Annotated in this window: 20 protein-coding genes; 2 read left to right on the top strand and 18 right to left on the bottom strand. The window is 42.9% G+C overall.

The features are described 5' to 3' along the window. Window positions 1–79 precede the first annotated feature (79 nt). The 9 genes from C805_RS18225 to pcrA form a co-directional block, all read right to left on the bottom strand. On the bottom strand, window positions 80–817 hold the full coding sequence (locus C805_RS18225) for a hypothetical protein (protein ID WP_155957649.1): 738 nt from the start codon (window positions 815–817) through the stop codon (window positions 80–82). A 224-nt stretch (window positions 818–1041) separates the two neighbouring features. Then, window positions 1042–1758 (bottom strand): type III-A CRISPR-associated RAMP protein Csm3, encoded by a 717-nt coding sequence (gene csm3, locus C805_RS18230; protein ID WP_016215435.1) that lies wholly within the window; start codon window positions 1756–1758, stop codon window positions 1042–1044. A gap of 14 nt (window positions 1759–1772) precedes the next feature. Then, window positions 1773–2189, bottom strand: a complete 417-nt coding sequence (csm2, locus tag C805_RS18235) for a type III-A CRISPR-associated protein Csm2 (protein WP_016215436.1) — start codon at window positions 2187–2189, stop codon at window positions 1773–1775. Then, window positions 2182–4434 carry a type III-A CRISPR-associated protein Cas10/Csm1 gene (cas10, locus tag C805_RS18240; RefSeq protein ID WP_016215437.1) on the bottom strand — a complete coding sequence of 751 codons (2253 nt, stop codon included), beginning with the start codon at window positions 4432–4434 and terminating at the stop codon, window positions 2182–2184. The genes csm2 and cas10 overlap by 8 nt, the downstream gene beginning before the upstream one ends. A 4-nt stretch (window positions 4435–4438) precedes the next feature. Then, window positions 4439–5356, bottom strand: a complete 918-nt coding sequence (locus tag C805_RS18245; protein ID WP_016215438.1) for a DUF948 domain-containing protein — start codon at window positions 5354–5356, stop codon at window positions 4439–4441. Between the two features lie 960 nt (window positions 5357–6316). After that, entirely contained in the window at window positions 6317–6574 is a 258-nt protein-coding gene (locus tag C805_RS0105995; protein WP_022751262.1) for a hypothetical protein, read from the bottom strand. A 28-nt stretch (window positions 6575–6602) separates the two neighbouring features. Beyond that, complete coding sequence (gene rlmD, locus C805_RS18250) at window positions 6603–8045, bottom strand: 23S rRNA (uracil(1939)-C(5))-methyltransferase RlmD (protein ID WP_016215440.1); 1443 nt, start codon at window positions 8043–8045, stop codon at window positions 6603–6605. Window positions 8046–8346: 301 nt separating this feature from the next. Beyond that, complete coding sequence (locus C805_RS18255) at window positions 8347–8604, bottom strand: hypothetical protein (protein WP_016215441.1); 258 nt, start codon at window positions 8602–8604, stop codon at window positions 8347–8349. 102 nt (window positions 8605–8706) lie between these two features. Then, window positions 8707–10956, bottom strand: a complete 2250-nt coding sequence (gene pcrA, locus C805_RS18260; RefSeq protein ID WP_016215442.1) for a DNA helicase PcrA — start codon at window positions 10954–10956, stop codon at window positions 8707–8709. A gap of 147 nt (window positions 10957–11103) precedes the next feature. Between pcrA and C805_RS18265 the strand changes: the two genes are divergently transcribed. Beyond that, entirely contained in the window at window positions 11104–11739 is a 636-nt protein-coding gene (locus C805_RS18265; RefSeq protein WP_016215443.1) for a DUF1836 domain-containing protein, read from the top strand. An 85-nt stretch (window positions 11740–11824) separates the two neighbouring features. Here C805_RS18265 and C805_RS18270 read toward each other — a convergent pair whose 3' ends face one another. Together C805_RS18270 and C805_RS18275 are read right to left on the bottom strand one after the other, a co-directional pair. Further along, complete coding sequence (locus tag C805_RS18270; RefSeq protein WP_016215444.1) at window positions 11825–12139, bottom strand: YerC/YecD family TrpR-related protein; 315 nt, start codon at window positions 12137–12139, stop codon at window positions 11825–11827. 106 nt (window positions 12140–12245) lie between these two features. Continuing rightward, entirely contained in the window at window positions 12246–12962 is a 717-nt protein-coding gene (locus C805_RS18275; protein WP_016215445.1) for a phosphatase, read from the bottom strand. Between the two features lie 234 nt (window positions 12963–13196). Between C805_RS18275 and C805_RS18280 the strand changes: the two genes are divergently transcribed. Beyond that, entirely contained in the window at window positions 13197–14216 is a 1020-nt protein-coding gene (locus tag C805_RS18280) for an ABC transporter substrate-binding protein (RefSeq protein WP_016215446.1), read from the top strand. 77 nt (window positions 14217–14293) lie between these two features. Here C805_RS18280 and C805_RS18285 read toward each other — a convergent pair whose 3' ends face one another. From C805_RS18285 to C805_RS18305, 7 genes are all read right to left on the bottom strand, one after another. Next, on the bottom strand, window positions 14294–17581 hold the full coding sequence (locus C805_RS18285; protein ID WP_016215447.1) for an InlB B-repeat-containing protein: 3288 nt from the start codon (window positions 17579–17581) through the stop codon (window positions 14294–14296). Window positions 17582–17602: 21 nt separating this feature from the next. Further along, window positions 17603–18190: an InlB B-repeat-containing protein gene (locus tag C805_RS18290; RefSeq protein WP_016215448.1), complete on the bottom strand. Its 588-nt coding sequence runs from the start codon at window positions 18188–18190 to the stop codon at window positions 17603–17605. Further along, complete coding sequence (locus C805_RS18295) at window positions 18187–18663, bottom strand: hypothetical protein (protein ID WP_016215449.1); 477 nt, start codon at window positions 18661–18663, stop codon at window positions 18187–18189. Before C805_RS18295 ends, C805_RS18290 begins: the two co-directional genes overlap by 4 nt. A gap of 12 nt (window positions 18664–18675) precedes the next feature. Continuing rightward, window positions 18676–18819 carry a hypothetical protein gene (locus C805_RS26475; protein ID WP_016215450.1) on the bottom strand — a complete coding sequence of 48 codons (144 nt, stop codon included), beginning with the start codon at window positions 18817–18819 and terminating at the stop codon, window positions 18676–18678. Window positions 18820–18960: 141 nt separating this feature from the next. After that, on the bottom strand, window positions 18961–19296 hold the full coding sequence (locus tag C805_RS18300; RefSeq protein WP_016215452.1) for a hypothetical protein: 336 nt from the start codon (window positions 19294–19296) through the stop codon (window positions 18961–18963). 16 nt (window positions 19297–19312) lie between these two features. Then, on the bottom strand, window positions 19313–20836 hold the full coding sequence (locus C805_RS25405) for a hypothetical protein (RefSeq protein WP_016215453.1): 1524 nt from the start codon (window positions 20834–20836) through the stop codon (window positions 19313–19315). Next, a complete protein-coding gene (locus C805_RS18305; RefSeq protein WP_016215454.1) occupies window positions 20833–21933 on the bottom strand; it encodes an ATPase, T2SS/T4P/T4SS family in 1101 nt (366 codons plus the stop codon). The genes C805_RS25405 and C805_RS18305 overlap by 4 nt, the downstream gene beginning before the upstream one ends. Between the last annotated feature and the right edge of the window lie 171 nt (window positions 21934–22104).

Raw genomic sequence — 22104 nt, forward strand, 5'->3', positions numbered from 1 at the left:
CTTGCAAGAAAATATTTTTAAACGCCTAACCCAGTTTAACCAAAAGCAAAACTTTGCCGCATTTCGAAAAAAATCACTGTTAAGCATCTAAACAGCAGGGAACGGCAATGGTATATGCGCCAATAATGATGTCGTCAGACACAGAGCCATTCTTTAGCGCAATATGTTCCACACAGGAGCCGTAAAACTCTTTTACAGGGTGTGCTTGGAAGACACTGCCTGCCTGTAGAAATATAATTGGCTTTTTAAAGGGGGAATCTTCCGGCTTCTCCGTATAACTCACTTTCGGATATTTCACAAATGCTTTATAGCTCCCCTCCGTCGGGTCCCCCCGCTGCGGCACAAAATTAGAAAGCGCCACAAACCCATTTGGGTCCGACGGGCACTGGAATCCCTGGAAGGGTTCCACTTCACCTTCCAGATGGAATCCCCCTTTTCCAACAGAGCGCTGCGCTCCAATCCCATAGCTGAACATTTTTGCCAGGACATCTTTCAGCATTACCGGAGCAAATGCCGAATACAGATAAATATCAAACGAGCCCTCTGTAAAAAACTGTTCCACCTCAAACAAACTGCTTGCGCCATCTATATTTTCCACAGTATCCGTTTCCCGGCTTACCATATTCCTCCATTCCAGCTGCGGTTCTTCCCTTGGTTCTGGGCTACACCCATTGTCCGGTTCTGCCGCCTCGTGTCTGCCGTTTATGATATCATTAAACCCATCCAATGAAACCGTTGCCGCCTGCTTCCGGCTCTTATCTGCAATATATTTCTTATACTTTTCCTGCTTTGTTTCCAGCAATGCAGTTCCCTTCATGGATTCATCCAACCCGACAGGCATAGGCAACCGGCCAGATGGAAATGCATTAGAAAATATAATGTCCGGCATACCGCTTTTATAATTACTTATCAGCTTTTGCAGCGCGCTTTCTCCATATCCATATAAATAGCTCCAGCAAAATGCCCCAAATAAAGTGTCACTCTGCAAGGGCGAACAATAAGAAGAAATTGGCTTAATTGTAATCTTAAATAAATTCATCTCTACGCTTCCCCTGAAACTGGCTGCCCATTTTCTGCATCTTCATAGCCCACAATATCATAGTCAAATCTGACTTGACCGGAGCCCCTTGAACCGCTCCCGCCAAGATAGGAAGATTCCACTGCTTCCAGCCCTTCCTTCACAAACGCAAGCATCTTTCCTTCTTCATCGCCTTCGAAAATTTTTAAAATAATTTCAAAATCAAAGGACATCCCAGCCGGTACACGTTCTATTGTCCGTGGAGAATCTGCGGTTCCAATGTCACGCTTTATGATATTTTCCACTTTTCTTTCCACATAACTTCTGTTTGCAAGAGGAAGTGATTTAATCATTTCTTTTGATTCTTCTGAAAGCATGGCATCCCTGACGATAATCCTCGTTGGGGCAGACTTTGCATTCTGCTTTTTATGCGCTCCGAAAACACTGCAAACCAGGCAGTCCTTGTTCCCACAGCCGCATGGTTCCCTTTCTTCACTTTCCAAAACCATTTTTCCCATTTCCGATTTATTCCATTTTTTGCTCCCATATCTCTTTTCTAATTCCGAACGCATTTTCCCTTTCAGGCTGGAACCTGGTATGTAAGGTTCTTTGGTAATCGGGTTTTTAATAACTTCCTGGCTGACCCCGCCTATTTCCAAAGCATTCGAAGAACCGCCTATGCACAGTCCTGTAACGCAATAAATTTTACCTGCAATTGTAATGCTCCGTTTTAATTTCATCTTTTATCGTCTCCTTACTTCTGGTTTTCTCTTGGCAAATATGCAATCAATGCCTGAAAATGTTTTATAAACGCATCCAAATCTTCCATTTTTTGAACTTTTGAAACATTTTCATTAATAAAATCTTTAAATACGGGCGTAACCATGCTTCTATTTAATGCAGATTCGACTATCGGCTGCATCATATCCAATTCCGCTTCTGACACAGCGAAAGGCATCCCTCGATGCTCCAGGTTATCCTGTATCCTTCTGGCATGCTCGTAAAATTTCCATATCTGTGACAGCTTATTTTTATTACGGTCTTTTAAGCCCTTTGCTATTTCCTTTGGGTATTTCACTATAAATTCAGGCTTCATGCATTCTTTCCCATCCACAATTCTGTAATAGCCATCTTTTAAATCCTCCAAATACTCCTTTGGCAGTTTATCCATGCTTCCTGTCCTCCTTTGTCAAATTTAACGCATATTTCACACTAACCTCCGCAAAATAAACCTCCTTTTTTAGCTTTCGGTAATCCGAAGCTTCCCGATACAAATCATTGCAATACTCCCTAAACCACTTATTCCGTCCTATCAAATCAAAGTTCCTCTGCATGTCATAATCAAACATTGGCAGGAACATAAGGCTGTCCACATCCATACTTTCCTGGTATTTCTGATACATCCGGCTGTAATCCCCAATCCTCCTCACTGCTGCGGCTCCCACATCAGCATATGCCCTCGCCAATTTTCTTCCCGTTTCAACCTGGACTTCAAAATCCTCCCACGACATGAATTCATCCAGGAAATAAACCCCATTCCTCCCTCCTTTGTCCGGATATACCACAGGATTTATTCTTTTCTTGACCTGGCTTAATTTTTGCTCACAATATCCAGCCAGCGTGGAAATATGCCCGTTTCCGTTTGTTGTACAGATTGCTGCTGACAACGTAGCGCACGGATTGAACCCCGTATATTCATGGAACTTTTTATTGATTTCAATAGCAAGCTCCGGCATCTCATTCCAAGGCCCTAATAGGAACAAGTCATCCCCGCCTGCAAAAACGCAATATACATTTTTGTATTTTGTCGCGATTATTTCATGGAGATACCCATTAAAAAACAACTCCAGCATCCGTGATAATGTATTGACTCTTGCAATTGTCCCCATATTCCTGTCTTCGCTTTGCAGGCCTTCTGTAAACAAAAACCCCAGTGTGTCTACATCTGCCTTTAAAATCCCTATTTTCTTGCAGCCTTTGGAACCATCGGCTATCTCGTCAAATGTTTTTACTTCAAAAAAACTTCTTTGCCCCTTAGTTCCCGATTCTTTCACTGGCACGTTATTTACGGCATGGTATATGGTTACAGGCATGCTGTACATCCCGCTTATGTCAGAATCATTCAGCCTCATAACCAGATAAGGCTCCGTCGTATCCTCATCCAAGTTCAAGTAATACCCTTCAATCAATTCATACTGCCCTTTCCCTCTGCTAAAGGAAAACTGCTTGATTTTCGGCAGCTTCCCACCCATTTCCGTATCATTCTCACAATTAGGGCACATATCCTCCCCTTCGTCCACCAAGGCACTCCTGCATGAGGTACACATGGATTTATGGAACAATTCATCATAAACAAGGAAGCGTTCCGGATTCCACTGTTCTTTTTCTGTCAATACAGTTTTCAATAATTGGTTCTTCTTTCTGTCAATTGCGACAGAAAGGTTGGTAATTGTGCTACTGTAATTATAAATCCCCGCATCTCCTATTTTTTCCCAAACAAGTTCAAAGGACAAATTCCCTCTGAATTTTTTATACAAAAATTCTGTTACATCTTCCTCAATCGCCTGTAATATCCGTCCCGTGACATCCGTATTTGGAAGAAGGATATAGAACTTTCCTCCTGTCAGCATGAGGATATTTGTTAATGGCAATCCGAATTTATGTACGATGCAATGCGCAAGGGCACTGATTGTTGCATTGACGTAAAAAGAGCGGGAACGGAGCCTTTTGGCAACTCCGCCAGACCCAACTTTTGAAACCAGGAATATATATTTCTGGATGCCGGAAAAATGCCCTGCTGCCATTACATAGGGCCTGTCCCTGTTTTCTGACTTTAATAACGCTGCTGTGATTGCCGTTGCTGTTTTTATATAATCATAAAGCGAAACATCTTCCTGCTCATTCTGTGTTGCTGGAATGCCCCATAGATATTTCTTCATCAAAGTGTCAAGCACGGTAAGGAAATCCTCAAAGCTGTCTGGGAAACTTTGCTGCAGCAAATCCAGCTCATGGAAGAACTGCTCCCTTACTTTCTTATAATCACAGTCTTTTATCCGCCCAGCTGAAAGAGGGATTATATTTTCCATAGATAATTCTGCCGGGGCATAATACATTTTTTTCTTTGGGTAATTGCCGTCAAGGCTTAAATTTGAAAAAACACTGCATAATGGATTCATGGTTTTCCTTTCCCTATGCGGGTCTTCACCACCTAATGCCAGCTTTTTTGCCCTTTGAATGATTTCCTGGCATTCCCCCTGTACACCATTTTCCAGCAATCCCTTTAAAGCTGGCAGGTCTGCATAGCTCCTGAATAATTTCTCATACCTCTGCAAAAACTCAAACCCCGGTACTGCGAAAAATACGGAAAGTTCCGTAATCACTGTGCCTAAAATAGTTTCTCTCCATAATTCCATCATCTGCCTACTCCTGCGTAAAATATAAAACACTGTTAATACGTTCTAATAACGTGGCCCCAAAATTTACAGAACTCACATAGAAAGGAAAATTACAGTTCTCCAAATTAATCCGCTTGCCTCCTACACAATAAAAAATTCCATAGATTCCTTTTTCATTGCATTGTCTTGCAATTTTCTCATAATTTTTTTCTTCATTCGCTCCCGTTTCCGTATTGTTAATCCCTGCTGCTTGTCTACCAACCCGCGTATTCTTTTCATACTCTGATTGGCCTACCTGATAAATTATCACATTATATTTTTTTATTAAACGGTTTATTTTCTTTTCCTCTACAGATTCCTTTATTACTTCTTCCTCTACACAATATTCTTGTTTTTCCAGAAAGTCATATATTTTTTCGAAATCTTCATCCTTCTTCTTTTGCTTTAAAAATAATATTTTTTTCTTCTTCGCCTGTTCTTCTTTTTCAATACATCTTATCAGATATTCCTCCCGGTCCACACCTCCAATGAATCTTGTTATTTCATCTTTTACCAGTTTAACGTACTGCTCCTGAAACATATCTGAAATGTTCTTTCTGCTTTCAAATCCCAGAAAAGCCATAAGCGCCAAGAACGCTGCTCCAACCACTCCTAAGAGCCAAATCAGATATTCCTGCTGCTCCTGGATAAATTCCCTGTATTTTGCAGTTTCATTTTCTATAAACTCAACCGCTTTCATATATTCTGTCTGGTCGGTGTTCTTTGAAGAAGGCTGTATCTGGATTTCCATATCTGCAATCTTTGCTTCTGATTCCTGTATGCGCCTATTCATGGATTTCATTTTAAAATATCCAAATAATACCGTGACACAAACAATAAAAAGGATAAGAACTGCAATAATTATTACAGCGTTATGATTATATTTATGAATTTTTTTCTTCATATCGTCCCCTCTTTTATTCTTCTTTTTGCTATTTTCAAAATTCTTTTGTAAATTTCCACATAGGCTGAAACATTATTCTCGCGCAACAGATGCAGTAATACCATGGTCATTTCCCTTTGATAAGATGTCACATCTAAGAACATCTCTATTTTTTTAATTATTTCTACTTAATAAGAAAACGAGAAACAATTAACCAACTGCTGTGCCAATGCCCTTCCTCGAACTTCTTTCGTTTCTACATCATAAACGTAGCCTTATTGACAATTATATACACATTTCAATGCCCTTCTTCGGGCTCTTCCTCTTTACTATCTTGTGCCTGGTTTTGGCTAAATGAACCAAAAATGATGTATTAATGCCCCTTCGGGCTTTCCTCTTTTCTGCTACCAGCATAAAATCTTACGCCAACCCCAGAAAAGCATACTTTCTTTATTTTTACATCCAACGACGTTTCTGTTCGAACTAATGGAATAAGAGTGTCAATGCCTATCTTCGAACCTCCTTATTTCTAAGATTTTGAGCCAACAAGTTGCAGTGAAGTATATGGATGTCAATACCCTTCCTCGGATTCCCTTCATTTTTATGGTTTCCTTCTCGAATCCTTTAACATCAAGACCTCTTGAGAACTTTTTTGCAAGCAATTTACAGAATATTCTGAAAACAATATATTTCAACACTTTTTCTGTCTGTTCATAGTTTAGACATATTTTGTTCTTCTATGTTCGATTAACCTGAACTTTATTCCAATAAATATCTTCCAGTCATCCCACCTATTTCTGCATTTCCCTTTCTCTGAAATGTCCCTTGCAGTCGAGGTACACACTATCTACCATTTACAACAAATAATCAGGCTATCTTGGTTTCATTATACAAAAAAACCATCCTATATTCAAGGATGATTCCTTACTGGTTTATAGTATGGCTACAGTCCAGCCGAAAAGCTGAACTGCAACGATTATCTCATATCATATTAAAATGCTTAAATGCTGCCATAATAACTTTTTCTTTCTCCGGCGGACATTTCGGCACACGGCTTTTATTATCGCCTACATTGTAATTCAGACGTTTCTCAATACCGCATTTGTTTTTTATCTGTGCTACATACAGTGACGATACCTTTAAACCATACTCCGACATTATCCATTCTTTAATTTCCGTATAGGTCGCACAGCCTTTTACATCCTTTAGATATTCATTATCTTTTGGCTCATAATCCACATACGCATAGACTGTTTCAGCGGTGTTACTATTTCCTACCCAAAAGGACGCACGTCTCAATATTGGCCGTAGCCGGAAACATGTCCACACAGCAAATCCGCTCTGCCATATACCCTTTTGCCTGCAGCACCTCCAAATCTCTGGCCAGGCTGGTAGGTTTACAGGAAATGTATACCATCTGTTCCACCCCATAATGGATAATCCGCTCCAAAGCCTTTGGATGAATTCCTTCCCTGGGAGGATCCAGTACGATAAAATCCGGTTTCTCTTCAATCTCATCCAGTACCTTCAGCACATCTCCTGCCAGAAATTCACAGTTATTCAGTCCATTTAACCGTGCATTCTCCCTGGCTGCTCCTACTGCTTCTTCCACAATCTCCACACCAATTACTTTTTTTGCCACAGGAGCCAGAATCTGAGCAATCGTTCCAGTTCCGCTGTACAAATCGTATACTACCTTTCCCGTTCCGGCATCTGCAATGTATGTCCTTGCTGTATCGTACAAAACCTCAGCCCCCAGTGAATTCGTCTGAAAAAAAGAAAAGGGCGAAATCCGAAAACGCAGCCCCAGCAGTTCCTCATAAAAATAATCCACACCAGACAAAATCCTGGTTCCCTGATTAATAACAGCATCCGCCAGGCTGTCATTATGTGTGTTCAGAATTCCCACAATCTTTCCTTTTAGTTCCAGATTAAGCAGTGCCGTACAAAATCCCTCTAATACCTTCTGTTCTGCTGCTTGTTCCATTTGTGTGGTAGTAACCAGATCTACCAGAATTTCTCCTGTTTTTGCTGCCTTTCGCACCAGAAGATGTCTGAGATAGCCGGTATGGCGCATTTTATGGTAATATGGAATACCTTTTTCACTTCCTGTTTCCCCCATGGGATTTTCACAGTTCTGGAACCAGGATAATGCTGCCAATAAAATATCAGAAAAATCCTTATCTGCTATTTTGCAGCCGGATACGGTTACAATATCATGAAAACTTCCTCTTTTATGCATACCCAATGAAAGCGGTCCGTCTTTATAGCTGTCTCCAAAAGAAAATTCCATTTTATTTCGATATTCAAATTGTCCAGGACTTCTCCGAATTCCCTCAAATCGCTCTTCAAAAGGCGCCAGGCCATATTCCTGTTCATAAGGGGCGCATACTGGCTCCAGCAGTTCTCGAACCTGCTGCTCTTTTAACTCCAGCTGTTTTTCATAAGCAAGGTTTAAAAATGTACATCCTCCGCAGATTCCAAAATGCTCACAGGGTACATGTTCCAGCTCCATGGGAGATTTTTCCAGAATCTCCAGCAGTCTTCCCTCACCTCTCCCTTTCCTTACCTTAGTGACGGAAAAAGAAATCTTCTGTCCCGGCACTACATTTTTCACCACAACTGTGCGGCCATCGTCCACCCTGATTATTCCCTTATTTGGAAACACTACTTTTTCCACCAGTCCCTCATATATCTGTCCCTTTTTCATTATATAACCTCATTTCTGTGCATACTGTTCATCATACGGAATTTTCTGTTCGCCCCAGTGCGGTCAGAGCTTTTTATTCTACAGGAAAACATTTTCATGCTTTAAAATGACAGGGGATTTCCTGTAGAATAAAAAAGAATGCGCCATGCGCATTCTCGCGCGCGAGCGGATTGCGCAGCAATAAACATCCCCCCCCGCGAGCTGCGCATCATTGTTTTTTCATTCTATAGGAAATCCAGAGGAATTTCCTATAGAATGAAAAAACTCCCGCATTTCATGCGGGAGTCCAGACATCTGATTCTTATTCTTCTGTTTCCTCATCCTCATCATCAAAGAAATCATCTTCGAAATCCTCGTCAAAGTCATCTTCGAAATCTTCCAGATAATCCGGTGTAAAGAAACGATAGATACCATAAGCAATTGCTGCCACTGCCACAACTGCTCCTGCAATTGCGCATACCCAGAGTACCTTTGATTTTTTCTTTTCCTCTTCCTGTCTGTGTAACAGGTCATTCAGTTTTACTGTGCTTAACAATTCATCAATCTTTTCTCTATTCATGATTACCGCTCCTTCTCCTCTTTTTTGTGGCTGGACTCCCAACCAGTTGTTGTTATAAGTATAACACATATTTACCCATTAGCATACCGGTTTTTTGAAATTTTATACTTTTTTTAGTTTTGCAAAAGAGGCAAACATTTTTTTCGTTCCCACCCGGTCAAAATCCACCGTTATCTCGTAGTCTCTGCCCCCTTCCACAATATTTGTCACCGTACCTTCCCCAAATTTCACATGTTTTACCCGGTCCCCACTGGTATATTCCAGCGTGATTTTTCCTGTGCTGCTGCTGGAAAAAGAAGTGCTCTGATACGGATTTGTCTGATATTTATTTCTGGTACTGAACACCGGATTTACTCTGGAAGCCGCCTGACGAAAAGATTTTTCCTGCGTTCCGCCCAAAGCAGAATCTGTTTCTTTTTTCCTTACCATTCCTCCCAGCAGGCTGACCGGAATCTCTTTTACAAAACGCGATACTTTATTATACTGGGTTTCCCCCCGTATCATGCGCTGTCTTGCGCAGGTAACTGACAAATTTGTCATGGCACGGGTAATTCCCACATAGCAGAGTCTTCGTTCTTCTTCTATTTCAGAAGGGTCGTCTGATACAATAGACATATAACCGGGAAAAATCCCATCCTCCATACCAGTAAGATATACATTGGGAAATTCCAGTCCTTTTGCACTATGTAATGTCATCAAAACTACATATTCGCTGCCCTCCTGCAGTGAATCAATATCTGCCACCAGGGCCACCTCTTCCAGAAATCCGCTTAAAGTGGGTGTTTCCTCAGACTCCTCATAAGCTACCGTCTTGCTGATTAATTCATCAATATTCTCAATACGTGCCTGGGCTTCATCTGAACTCTCTGCCTCCAGCTCTGCCACATATCCGGTTTCCTCAATAATTTCCTGTAAAAGCCCGGAAACGCCCAGATATTCCAGTTTACTCCGCATGGCCTGAATAAAATTCACAAATGGCTTTATTTTTGCTCCCGCTTTTCCAATGGATGGTATATCATCCGCCTGTCTGAGAGCATCATAAAAACTCAGATTATTTTCATCTGCATAAGTCTGTACACGTCCCAGCGTGGTAGCTCCGATTCCACGCTTTGGCACATTGATAATACGCCGGACTGCAAGGTCATCCTTCCCGTTATCTATGGTTTTCAGATAGGCAAGCAAATCCTTAATTTCTTTTCGTGCATAAAAATTAATACCGCCCACAATCCGGTAGGGTATATTCGACACTACAAATTTTTCCTCAAATAATCTGGACTGAGCATTGGTCCGGTAAAGAATAGCACAGTCTCCATAACTGCAGCTTCCCTCCCGTACCTTTCTCTGTATTTCTCCTGCAATATACTCTGCTTCCTCATATCCTGTCTCAAACTGACTGAAATTAATTTTTTCTCCCTCGTCGTTATCCGTCCACAGTTTTTTTGATTTTCTGCCCACATTATTGGCAATGACACCATTTGCCGCATTCAGGATATTCTGCGTGGAACGGTAATTCTGTTCCAGCTTAATCACTTTTGCTTCCGGGTAAACCTCCTCAAAACTCAGTATATTTCTGATATTGGCTCCCCGGAATTTATAGATAGACTGGTCATCATCTCCCACCACACAAAGATTCTGATATTTTTCAGCCAGAAGTTTAATCAGTTGAAACTGCGCTGTATTCGTGTCCTGATACTCGTCCACCATAATATACCGAAATCTCTCCTGATAAGAATTCAGCACTTCTCCACTGCTTTTGAACAGTTCTACTGTCTTTACAATCAGATCATCAAAATCCAGTGCATTATTCTTACGAAGAGCCGCCTGATACTCCCGGTATACCGCAGCCTGCCTTTCTTTTACAAAATCACCCGCTGCACGGAGAGTAAATTCCTCCGGAGACACCAGCTCGTCCTTGGCAGAAGAAATTATTCCAAGAAAACTTTTTTCTTTGTAAATTTTGGTGTCTATCTGCAGCCGTTTACACACATCCTTCATCAGTACCTTCTGATCGTCCGCATCATAAATGGTAAAATTCGTATCATACCCCAGACAATCAATATAACGTCTTAAAATCCTCACACAGGTAGAATGGAAAGTGGAAACCCAGATACTTTCCGAGCCGAATCCCACCATTTTATCAATACGCTCCCGCATCTCTCCCGCAGCTTTATTGGTAAAGGTAATTGCCATAATATGATACGGATTCACTCCCCGTTCCCCGATCAGATAAGCAACTCTGTGGGTCAGCACCCTGGTCTTTCCTGAACCGGCTCCTGCCAGAATCAGCAAAGGCCCTTCCGTATGCAGCACAGCCTCCTGCTGCATGGGATTTAACTTATCGTACATACTCATATTCTTTCCTCTCAAATTCAAACGTATGTTTATTATAGTAAATATTTCTCCACATTTCAACCTGTTTTCCTCTATATTTCAGAAAAACTCACAAAACACTTGTTATCTGGTTTTTAATACTATATAATGTACTTTGAGGTGAAACAAATGACAATAGATGAAAAAGATTTACTGAACAGTATCCTGGAAAGTCTGGCACGTATTGATTACATCAAGCCGGAAGAACTTCCCAATATAGATTTGTATATGGATCAGGTCACAACCTTTATGGATGCTCAGCTCTCTGTGTCCAAACGCCGTCCGGAAGACAAAGTGCTTACCAAGACAATGATTAATAATTATGCCAAGAACAACCTGCTTCCGCCTCCGGTAAAAAAGAAATATTCCAAAGAACATCTGCTTGCCCTGATATTCATTTATTATTTTAAAAATATTCTGAGTATCGGCGATATACAGGCCATATTGAATCCTGTCACGGAACGTTATTTTGCCTCAGATTCAAAGCCGGATCTGGAAGATATTTATTCCGAGGTATTCCGCCTGGAAGAAGCTGAAATACGGAACCTGCAGAAAGACATTACCAAAAAATATCACACCAGCCAGCAGACCTTTCCTGACGCTTCTCCGGAAGAAGCAGAATCTCTGCAGCACTTTGCCTTTATATGTATGCTGAGTTTTGATGTCTATATCAAAAAGCAGTTAATTGAAAAACTTATCGACGCAAAAAGCAGAAAAAATGAGAAACCCGCAGGAAAACATTCCAAAAATACTGAAAGCAACTGATTTATTATGAGGATGCTGCAAATTCTGCCATACTTTGCAGAATTTGCAGCATCCTCCTTTCATCTTCCTGCAGATTCCTTCCCTGTTACACTCCAGATTCTTTTTCTTCCGTTCCCATGCCTGTCCTTGTAAACACCATATCATATCCGTCATTCCCGTAATTCAGGGAACGATTTACCCTGCTGATGGTTGCTGTGGAAGCACCTGTTTTCTCCGCAATGTCCAGATACGTCTTCTGAGCCCGAAGCATCCTTGCCACTTCAAAGCGCTGAGATAAAGACAGCAGTTCATTTACCGTACATACATCTTCAAAAAATGTATAACATTCCTCTTTATTTTCCAGACTTAATATTGCTTCAAATAAATGGTCTACGGCTTCTGTCCTTAATTTTTTGCTCATATGCCCTTCTCCTTTATGTATTACTTCTTTATAATCATATCTTATAAATAATCCTGTAGTGATTTTAACATACTAAAGTTATGAAGTAAACACATATTTTTATGTTTTATACTATTCTGTTAAGATACCCTTTCAACAGTTCACTGTGGTAATTCACCACCAGCTCTTCCGGAAATTTCACCATATCCAGCATCTTTCTGGCATAACCATGTTCTCCCACCTGTATGTCCGCATGAGCATCTGAATTCATAACAATCGGAACCTGGTATTCTGCGCAAAGCCCCAGCATTTCTCTGTATCGTTCCACCGGATCTCCCCGAAAACTCCCCGGCGACAGAGAGGCATTGTTTACCTCCAGAAGAACATGATATTTCTTTGCCCCCTGAACAAGTTTTTCATAATCCACCGGATAGCGCTCATCATCCGGGTGGGCAATAATATTGACATAAGGATTTTTCATGGCGCCAATATATGCATTCGTATTTTCCTCTCTGGTACCTGATACATAACATGGCGTATGAAGGCTGGCCAGCGTCAGATCCACTCCCTTTAATATATGTTCCGGCAAATCCACATGTCCCTGATAATCCAGGATATTCAGTTCCGCCCCGTACAATACTGTCATATTCCCATATTTTCGTGGCAGCACCCGGTAATTCATAAAATACATGTTGTGGCAGCTTCCGGGCATGGCAGGTGCATGTTCTGTAATCGCATAGATTTCAAGTCCCTTTTCTTCTGCCGCTTTTATCATTTCATTCCTTGTATTATAAGCATGTCCGCTCATAATTGTATGGGTATGCAAATCTATTTTATCCAACATATCTTTCCTCTTTTCCAACTACTGTCTGTTTTTCTGTCTCACGCCATTATTTTAGCTGTTTTACACAGAAATTGCAAGCAGGTCAGATAAACAAAGTCTTCCCTCCATTCGTTAATTTTCCATGAAAGCATGGCTGTTTTCCCTGCTGCACATAGTTAGAAAGACTCTGCACACACTTTTTCTCTTTTCACATATTTTATAAAAAAGAAAACTGCATACTATATGGAGGATATTATGAAAAAACATTTATCACGCTTTATGGCGCTGGCTTTATGCCTTACAGGGGTACTGATTACCTTTGCAGGATGCGGAAATTCCGAAAAGAAAGAAACAAAAGATACTATGGAAAACGTAATCTTAAATGAAGTGGCCCATTCCATCTTCTACGCTCCCATGTACGTTGCCATAGAAGAGGGATATTTTAAAGAAGAAGGCATTAATCTGGAACTGGTTACGGGATTTGGCGCCGATAAGACCATGACCGCTGTTCTCTCCGGTGAAGCGGACATTGGATTTATGGGGCCGGAAACCACAGTTTATACCCGCAATGAAGGTTCCGAAGACTATGTGGTCAATTTTGCCCAGCTTACGCAGCGGGCCGGCAATTTTCTGGTAGCCCGCGAAGAGCTTCCGGATTTCACCTGGGATGACCTGCGCGGAACAGAAGTGCTTGGAGGCAGAAAAGGCGGAATGCCGGAAATGGTGTTCGAATATATTTTAAGACAGAACAACATTGACCCTGCCAATGATCTGTCTATTGATCAGAGTATTGACTTTGGCTCTACTGCCGCAGCATTTTCCGGCGGAAAAGGCGATTTTTCCGTTGAATTTGAGCCGGGAGCCACCGCACTGGAAACAGAAGGGGACGGGTACGTGGTGGCTTCCCTTGGAGTAGACTCCGGTTACGTTCCCTATACTGCTTTCAGTGCAAAATCCAGCTATATGGAAAAGAATCCTGATGTGATACAGAAATTTACCAATGCTCTGCAAAAAGGACTGGAGTATACCCTCTCCCACACACCGGAAGAAATTGCAGAGGTAATCTCTCCCCAGTTCAAAGAAACAGACATGGACACTCTCACCACCATCGTTTCCAGATACCATGAACAGGAAACCTGGAAAGAAAATCTGATTTTTGAAGAATCCTCTTATAACCTGCTTCTTGATATTCTCTCAGAATCAGGAGAACTGACTGACAGACCTGCCTATAAAGATTTGATTGATTCCTCCTTTGCTGAGAAATCCACAAAATAGTATACAGCCTGGCCTGACAGACCGGATACGGTCTGCCGGGCCTTTTTTCGGCCCGGACAATACCCGGATCCGTCCGGCTATCTCTGCTGACGGCAGCGTGAAAACCGGGTCTGAAATTCCTGATTCGCCTCCTGTCCGAATTTCCAGCTTCCATTTTCCGTTATCCATTCCTGCACATCCTGTACATCTTCATGTGTGAATTTCCAGATTTCCACAGGCGTTTCATTCCTGAGAATTTCCCTGAGATATACATAATTTTCCGGCTCTCTCCAGGCTGAATTTATCTCCAGCGTATCCAGATATTTATCTGAAATATAACGAACATAATACCGGGGAAGTTCTGCCACAAGGGCATCTTCATCCATAACCCTGAGTTTAACAGTCCTGTATGTGGTCTTTTTGTAAGCATCCGTTACCTGATAAGTAAGATCAAACTCTGCCCTGGCTTCTGTCTGCATTTTCAGAATCTGAGCATCGAAATCCTTAAGCTGCAGTTTTCCGGTCAGATTCCCGTCTTCCACATCTTCTGCCGAAGCGCGCCCCGCAAGGGCATCTGACGTAATCTCTCCGCGGTTGGCCTCTTCTTTCAGATAATAAAGAATTTCCTCACTGTGAATCTCCGGATAGTTATTATATTTAATTTTCACCGGAAATTCTTCCTCTGTGGTGTTTCCGTTCCTGTCTGTAACTGCAAATCTGATACGGACAGTAACATTCTCATCCTGTTCCAGTTTCAGGTAATAGGTATCCAGAAGAAAATCTTCCGGAACATCATTATCGTATACTTTTTCATAAGCCTCCTGACTTCCATTTTCTGATTTCGGATACATAATCTCAACAATTCGGATTTTATCATTCAAATCCGGAAGATACGGCTGATTTTCTTTTCCGTTGTCTTCTTCATCATGAGCCGTCAAACAGGCAGTCAGATCCTCCTTTTTCACATCCTCCCCTTCATAAAATTCCAGACTGCTTCCCGGCGTTACCACAATTGTGGGAAACGCATTCCATTCCGCCCGGAAATTGACATATGGAGATTCGGAAGCTGCCTGTCTGTTTCCTGCTGTCAGAACCGGTTCCACAGGCTGATAAGTTGCTGCCGGCTCCAGAGGCTTATCAGAAACACCATGCACTTCTTCTGCTTCCCTGTAAATATATGCTGCAAAATCCTGCTGATGCTCCTGATATGTTCTGCTCTGAGGCAGGTTCCACCCCTCAAAACTGTATTTCACCTGACAGTCATAAGGCTTCCCATCCTGGGTAAATTTCCTCTGATTCTCTTCTCTGACAAACTCATTTTTCCGGAACTGATAAAGATCTTCCATGGATATGCCATATTCTATCTTATTGGTTCCGGAAGTGGCTCCATTTCCGCTGTAAGCCATATTGATATCCCGGTAGCGGAAATAGCGGTACACTATGCCAGGTCTCTGTACATTTTTAAGGCTGGTGCAGCCTGTATACCGATACAGGGAATAAGCACTGTCCTCTGTTCCCCATGCAGCCCCTGAAATTTCACTTCCCCGCGCAGCTTCTTTTTTTCCTTTTTCTCCCAGTTTCACAAGAGTACGGAAACGCCCGTTCTTAAAATACACAGCTCTCTGAAACTGTATATTCCCCTGTTCAGCCACCTGAAGCTGATATGCGGCTCCCTCCTGAGGCACTATGGACAATTCCGCAGTCTGTGCTGCTCCAAAAGAAGCTGAGGCTGAACTGCCTGAAATTACGGACTCAAACTGCCCGATTTTTGTACCGGCAGGCAGACCGATAAGTGATACTGCTGTCCCCGGCTTACCGTTCCTGGCAGTTACCTGTCTCCGCTCCCTGTCAAAAGACAGCAGCACTCCCGTATATTCTCTGGAATCTCCTGCTGTTTTTTCAAAATCACAGGGAATATCCCCATAATCTTCACAGGATACCAGACAGTTATAACTTGCATACCAGGTAGTATCTCCTAACTGTCTGTAATCTGCAATTCCGGCCTCTGTCAGTTTTCCCTCTGCTGTAATCATCTGAGTGCCTCCAACCGGAGCATCGTCATACCCCTGAAACACATATCCTGTTTTTTGTGGAATCACAATATTTCCCGTCTGGTCCCCTTCTTTTAAAATACCGGTGCATTCCCGGTTCAGGTACCATCCATGTTCGTATTTTTCGTAAATTGCATCTGTTCCCGCTGTTTCCGGGGTATCCAGGCATCTGTCAAGGTTCACCCTGTATACATTCGGCATCCATTGGGCATACAGCGTAACTGCCCCATGTTGTATTTCCGTAAGGTTTTTCACACTCTGTCCGCTCTGATAATATCTTCCAAAGGTCTGCAGGCCCCAGCCCATAAACGTATATCCTGGTCTGGTAAACTGATTATCTTTCAGAGTAAATGCCTTATCATAGACTGCGGATTGGTCTTCCATGGTTCCGGTTCCTCCATTTGCATGATATTTCACAGTATACTGATTCGGAACCATTTTAAATCCAAACACAGAATTATGAAATTCCCCGGAAGCGCCATAATTGGTTATTCCTGTATTATTGGTATCTATGGCAAATTTAAAATATCCGTCTCCTGTCCAGGACGCTTCCCCCTCTTTCAGTTTATCATCCGGTTTCTGTATCCGTTTATTTTCCTCTTCAATGTCAAACCCGGCCATATCCTCATAAATACTGTCATCAAATCGAATCTGATACCCCCGGTAACCAAACAGGAATTTCCCGCACAGCTTAAAATAATATCCATTATCATGGTCAGGAACACCAGCTGAGCCCAGAATGGGGGAAGCGCCTGCTCCATTCTGCCCGGTTTTTTCCCATTTCTTTCCCGTTTCCACATCAAAGGAAAAGGGATCATGCAGTTTTATTACAGTATCGGAAGTCCATTCCCAGTTATCAATACCGGAAATATCCCCTTTCTGTTTTTTCAGATACAGCAGACTCCAGGAAATGTTCTGGCTTTTATAGGAAGACAGAGATTTCATGCTCATGTTAATCCTGTACCACCTTCCCTTTTCTACTTTATCTCCTTCTTTTCTCAGAAATATATAAAAATAACCATCCTTTTTCCTGTAATCCTGCTGTTGGGCATAATATTCTTCCTTTGTATTATACCGTTCGGCCGATATCACCTCTTTTTCTGATAAATCCGGAATATCTTCTTTTCTGTCCGGCTCCTGTCTTTCTCTCATTCCTTCTGTCTCCGGCTCCTGTCTTTCTCTCATTCCTTCCGCCATTGGCTCTTTACCAGATTCCTCTTCCATACTTTTCTGCTGCTCCCGTCCGGAAAGCTCATATGCCTCGGCCATTTGTTCCGAAGCCTTCAGATTCCCTGTCAACAGTACAAATGACAGCAGTATGCAGGCAATTCTCAATCCCACTACCTCCTTTATTTTTCATTCAAACACCGCCTCCAGCGTAAGGTTTTCTTCCACTGTCCCATGGACTGGATCCCATTCCTGGCCCTCTCCCTGTTTTACCCAGCAGCGAAAGGTTTTTCCATCTTTCCGGGGTGTTTCCGGCAGAACAGTTTTTCCGCCTTCATACAGAGAATATCTGGCATACAGCGCGCCTTCCGACAGGAAGGTAACCGTATGATATGTCTTCTTTTCAGAATACTCTTCCAGAATTACAGATTTCCGGCAGACAGCTTTCTCCTCTTTCCCCAGAATATTACGATACGTCTCTGTAATCCTCACATCCAGAACTCCTTTTTCCACGTCTGCATTCAGAATCTCAACCTGCAGTTCAGAATCCGATTCCATCTGCATAAGCAGAAGCTGATTAAACCGGGCAATCAGATCCTGTGGAGATTCTGAATTTCCCCTTTCACTCTGAAACTGCTCCAGAGCCTGTTCAACGGCTGTATTCAGCGATGTTTCCATTTCATTTTTCCGCACATGTTTCCCGCTGACTGCCAGTGTAATGGTCACAACCAACATTGCAGCAACAGCCAGTGCTATGCCATATACCGTGTGTTTCATATTCCTCCCTGTCTGTAATCTGCCAGCAGCATAAATTTCCTGACAGCAGATTTCTTCTGTCCATCTGTGGTCTTAAGCTCCAGCAGATACATGCCCCGTTCTGAAAACACCACTTTATGCTCTGCACTGTCGTAGCACTCCATCCTGCTGGCTCCTCTTTCATCCTGAATATCCAGCACTTTAATTTCTGTCTGCAGCCCTTCTGCGTCTGTTCCCTCAAACACATGGGTAATCCTGATTTCTTCTCCCGGCTTCCAGACTTTAGAGGTCCGGCGGATTATTTCAGGAGATTTTCGACTGCAGATTTCCCTGATTTTCCTGGCGTCCCCGTAGTCTTCATAACGTTCTTCCGGTATATCCATATGTTCTCCCAGCCTGTCTGTAAATGACAGAGCAGATATCCCTGCAAATATTGCTGCAAATACCAGCCCGGCCAGAAACAGTCCGGCCATAATTCTGTAACTTTCTTTCATTTCCGCTCCTTTTTAACAGATACTCCGGGAGAAAGACAGAATAATCTCATGTAAACCTGCCCCGCCCAGTACAAATTCTGACGCCATTCCCAATATTGTCACAGCTGCTATTCCGCCCACCAGAATTCCTGCATATTCATCTATTATTTCTCTCATATTAATTCCTCCGATTCTTCTTTGGCTGTGTTTACACAACCATCATTAATATATAACAGAAGATCCCCACAAAACCGCCTCCGGCGATTACATAAACAATAGATCCTCCGAATTCTTCCAAAACTGTTCTCATACTGCCTCCTATCTTGCAAATCCCCGTACTTCATGGTCTGACACCAGATTTAACACAGGGATGGCATACTCAAAAGAAAGTATCACTTCTGCCATCTGCTGCCGCTGTTCCCCATCATACACCAGCTCTGCAACGGTCAGTTCATACCCTTTGCTGCCGGCCTGGCTCTCACAGGCCGCAATAACACCGGGATTAAAATTACTGCATTCAATTTCACTGATTACATCTGCATGATAACTTCTGGCTGCCGCCGCTTCCATTCCTGCCGCCACCACACCGATTCCCACAAGACCCATCAGCAGCAGAAAAAACAGCCCCAGATAGGTTTTCAATACCTGTCCCATTTTTCTCTCCTTTCCCTCAAATCTGCAGCTGTCTCAGAAAGACCACCATAAATACCACCATATTGACGATGGCATGAAAAGATACGGTAACCTGAGGAAGATAAAAAATACCGTTGATTCCCGCAAGGCTTTTCTCATTGGTATACTTTTCTGCCTTATCCAGCATTTTACTGTTACGCTGTACCAGCATCTGAATCTGGGTCTGGGCATCCCCGCTTCCTGACTCTGAAATGGCATAGAGCATTTTCATGGAAGACTGCACCGAAGAAATCCGGAACTTTTTCAGGAAATTCAGATAAGGTTCCATAGAATCCGGCTTTCTTTTTAAATGCTCCGACAGCATCTGCAACTCTTCCTTCAATACTGCCGGTGCATGTTCTATGGTCTTTTCGATGGACACCTGTACATTATTCCCCTGCATCAGCAATGCCATTTCCATAAGCCAGGCCGGAAACACACGATTGATTTCCTTCACTACCCTGTCATATGCCAGCCGATAACCCATTTTATGCTGATTGGCCAGTAACCCTCCTGCCGCAGCTGCCGGCAGTGCTGCCAGAGGATGTCCTGATATCCAGGCCGCAGCTCCTGCCAGGCAGAAACAGCCGCCATAAATCAAACTTTTCTTTCGTTCTTCTTTTTCATCAAATTCCATCACCATATGGTAATAGCGGAGCCACTTTTCCTCCTCCTGCGGGTTTTCCTGTACCATCCAGCTTCCTGCAATCTCCCGGCTGGTTCTTCGGAAAATCAGAATATTCAGCAGCAGATAAACCGTAGTGCTGATTTGGGTAACCGGATGTTCCACAATTCCATACTGCTGCGGCATGGAGCGATAAACACTGTGAAAAATAACAGCCAGCGCCATGGTTACTGCCAGAGAAAAAATAACTCTGGTGCGGGCCGCCCTTTTATCCTCCTGCAGCAGCAAAACATTGTCCGCCCATACAGCCTTATCCTGAAGCAGCAGGTCAATGCCTTCTGTGCAGGAACCGCCATTGCTCTCCACTGACTGCAGATACCCGTGAACAGCAGGCAGACGGTTGGCCGGATACTCCTGTTCAATCAGTGCAAACGCCTCACGGTACAGCTCCTTCTGATACTTTCCCTGTTCAATATAGTCAACAGCCTGACCTATCACCATGTACATGCGCCCGTTCTCAAACAAAGCCCAGGTTTCCCTCAATGCACCGATAATTTTCTGATTTGTACGAAAAGAGTACAAAAGCTGCTCCATATAATCAGACACATCCAGAAAACGTTTATGCTCATACATCTGTTTATATCCGTCCAGAATCAGAAACGGCAGAGTTGCAGCACATACCGCACCGGTCAGTACCATAAAGTACCAGTGCAGCGAAAACATCATGCCGCACCCCACAGTTCCTGCCACAGCAGTCAGAACGAACAGCACATATCTCCCCATGGAAAAATGATAGCCATAACTGTCAATCTGTTTCTGCAAATCCGCAGGACGAAACAGCAGGGAAATTCCCATCCCATGGGAAAGATTTTTCTTCTTTTTCAGATTCTGCTTCATATTTCCTTCCCTTCCGCTTTTCTGACAGTTTTCACCAGTTCCACATCCAGAGGTTCATAAGGGCAGGTTTCCGGACATTGAAAGGGCTCTGAAATTCCCGCCCGCACCATCCGTTTTAATATATCTCCCGGAATATTTTTGGAAATCAGCTTTCCGTCTTCCACCAGCATATAAATATCATTTTTACCGTTCAGACGGTCGTAAAAGCACATCTGGTCAATATACCGCTCCAGCATTCCCTGTTCATTTTCATACTGGCGGAGCAGCACGCCCACACTGATAAACTCATAGATGTAGTTCTCCAGCCGGTCCGCATCCCTGGATCTTCCAATCATATTCATAATTCTGTCCGGCAGATTGCGCAGATCATCCAGGTGCAGAGTGGTAAATCCATACACACCGGTAGACCACTGCTCCAGCAGATATTGCACCTCTGTGGACCTGGCTTCTGACAGGATAATCCATTTTGGATTCTGTCTGAGACACAGTTTGATGGCATCCGTATAACTCAGTTCTTTACTTACCTGCAGCTCCACGCAGTCGTTTTCCGGATTAATTTCATGGAAATGCATTTCCAGATTATCCTCAATGGTAATCGCTCTCTGATTTTCCGGAATAAAACGGGAAAAGAATTTGGCGCATTCTGTCTTTCCCACGCCTGGCTCTCCGCAGAAAGCAAAATTCATCTTCGCTTTCACACAATTGATTAACAAGCTCAGCACCTCCAGGGAACAGTAGCCGCTCTCCAGCATACTCTCTACGGTATGGCGCACTTTTGGCAGAGATTTACGGATACAGATACTGCGCCCGGACACTGCCGCTGATTCATGCACAATGCTGATGCGAAGCTCGTTTGTCTCTGCTTCCAGCACGTTACTGGCTCTGTTAAAAGGTTTGTTCACCCGATTGGCAATCCGATGGGTAAACCGCTCTACAAATTCTTCTGTTATATCTGCTCTGGCCCGATATCTTCCCTTTTTCAGATCTGCAATCCACAGCGTTTTCCCGTTATAATCAATATCTGTCACGTTTTTATCCTGAATATAGGGATAAAAAGGGCCAAATTCAGCTTCTGTCAATTCCCAGCTATATTTCATTCATTCCTCCAATCTGTTATATAAGGACGGGATCTGCCGCAAAATGTAAAAATTAGCAATATAAATCTGCCCACCGGCATCGTGTATGTCATATACGTCAGAAATCCGGCACTTTGCAGCAGCCCCCGTCATTGCCGAAGGGCTTCTGTTACCAGAACCCGCGCCTTCGGC

It is taken from the genome of Eubacterium sp. 14-2 (assembly GCF_000403845.2).
Lineage (GTDB): Bacteria > Bacillota > Clostridia > Lachnospirales > Lachnospiraceae > Petralouisia.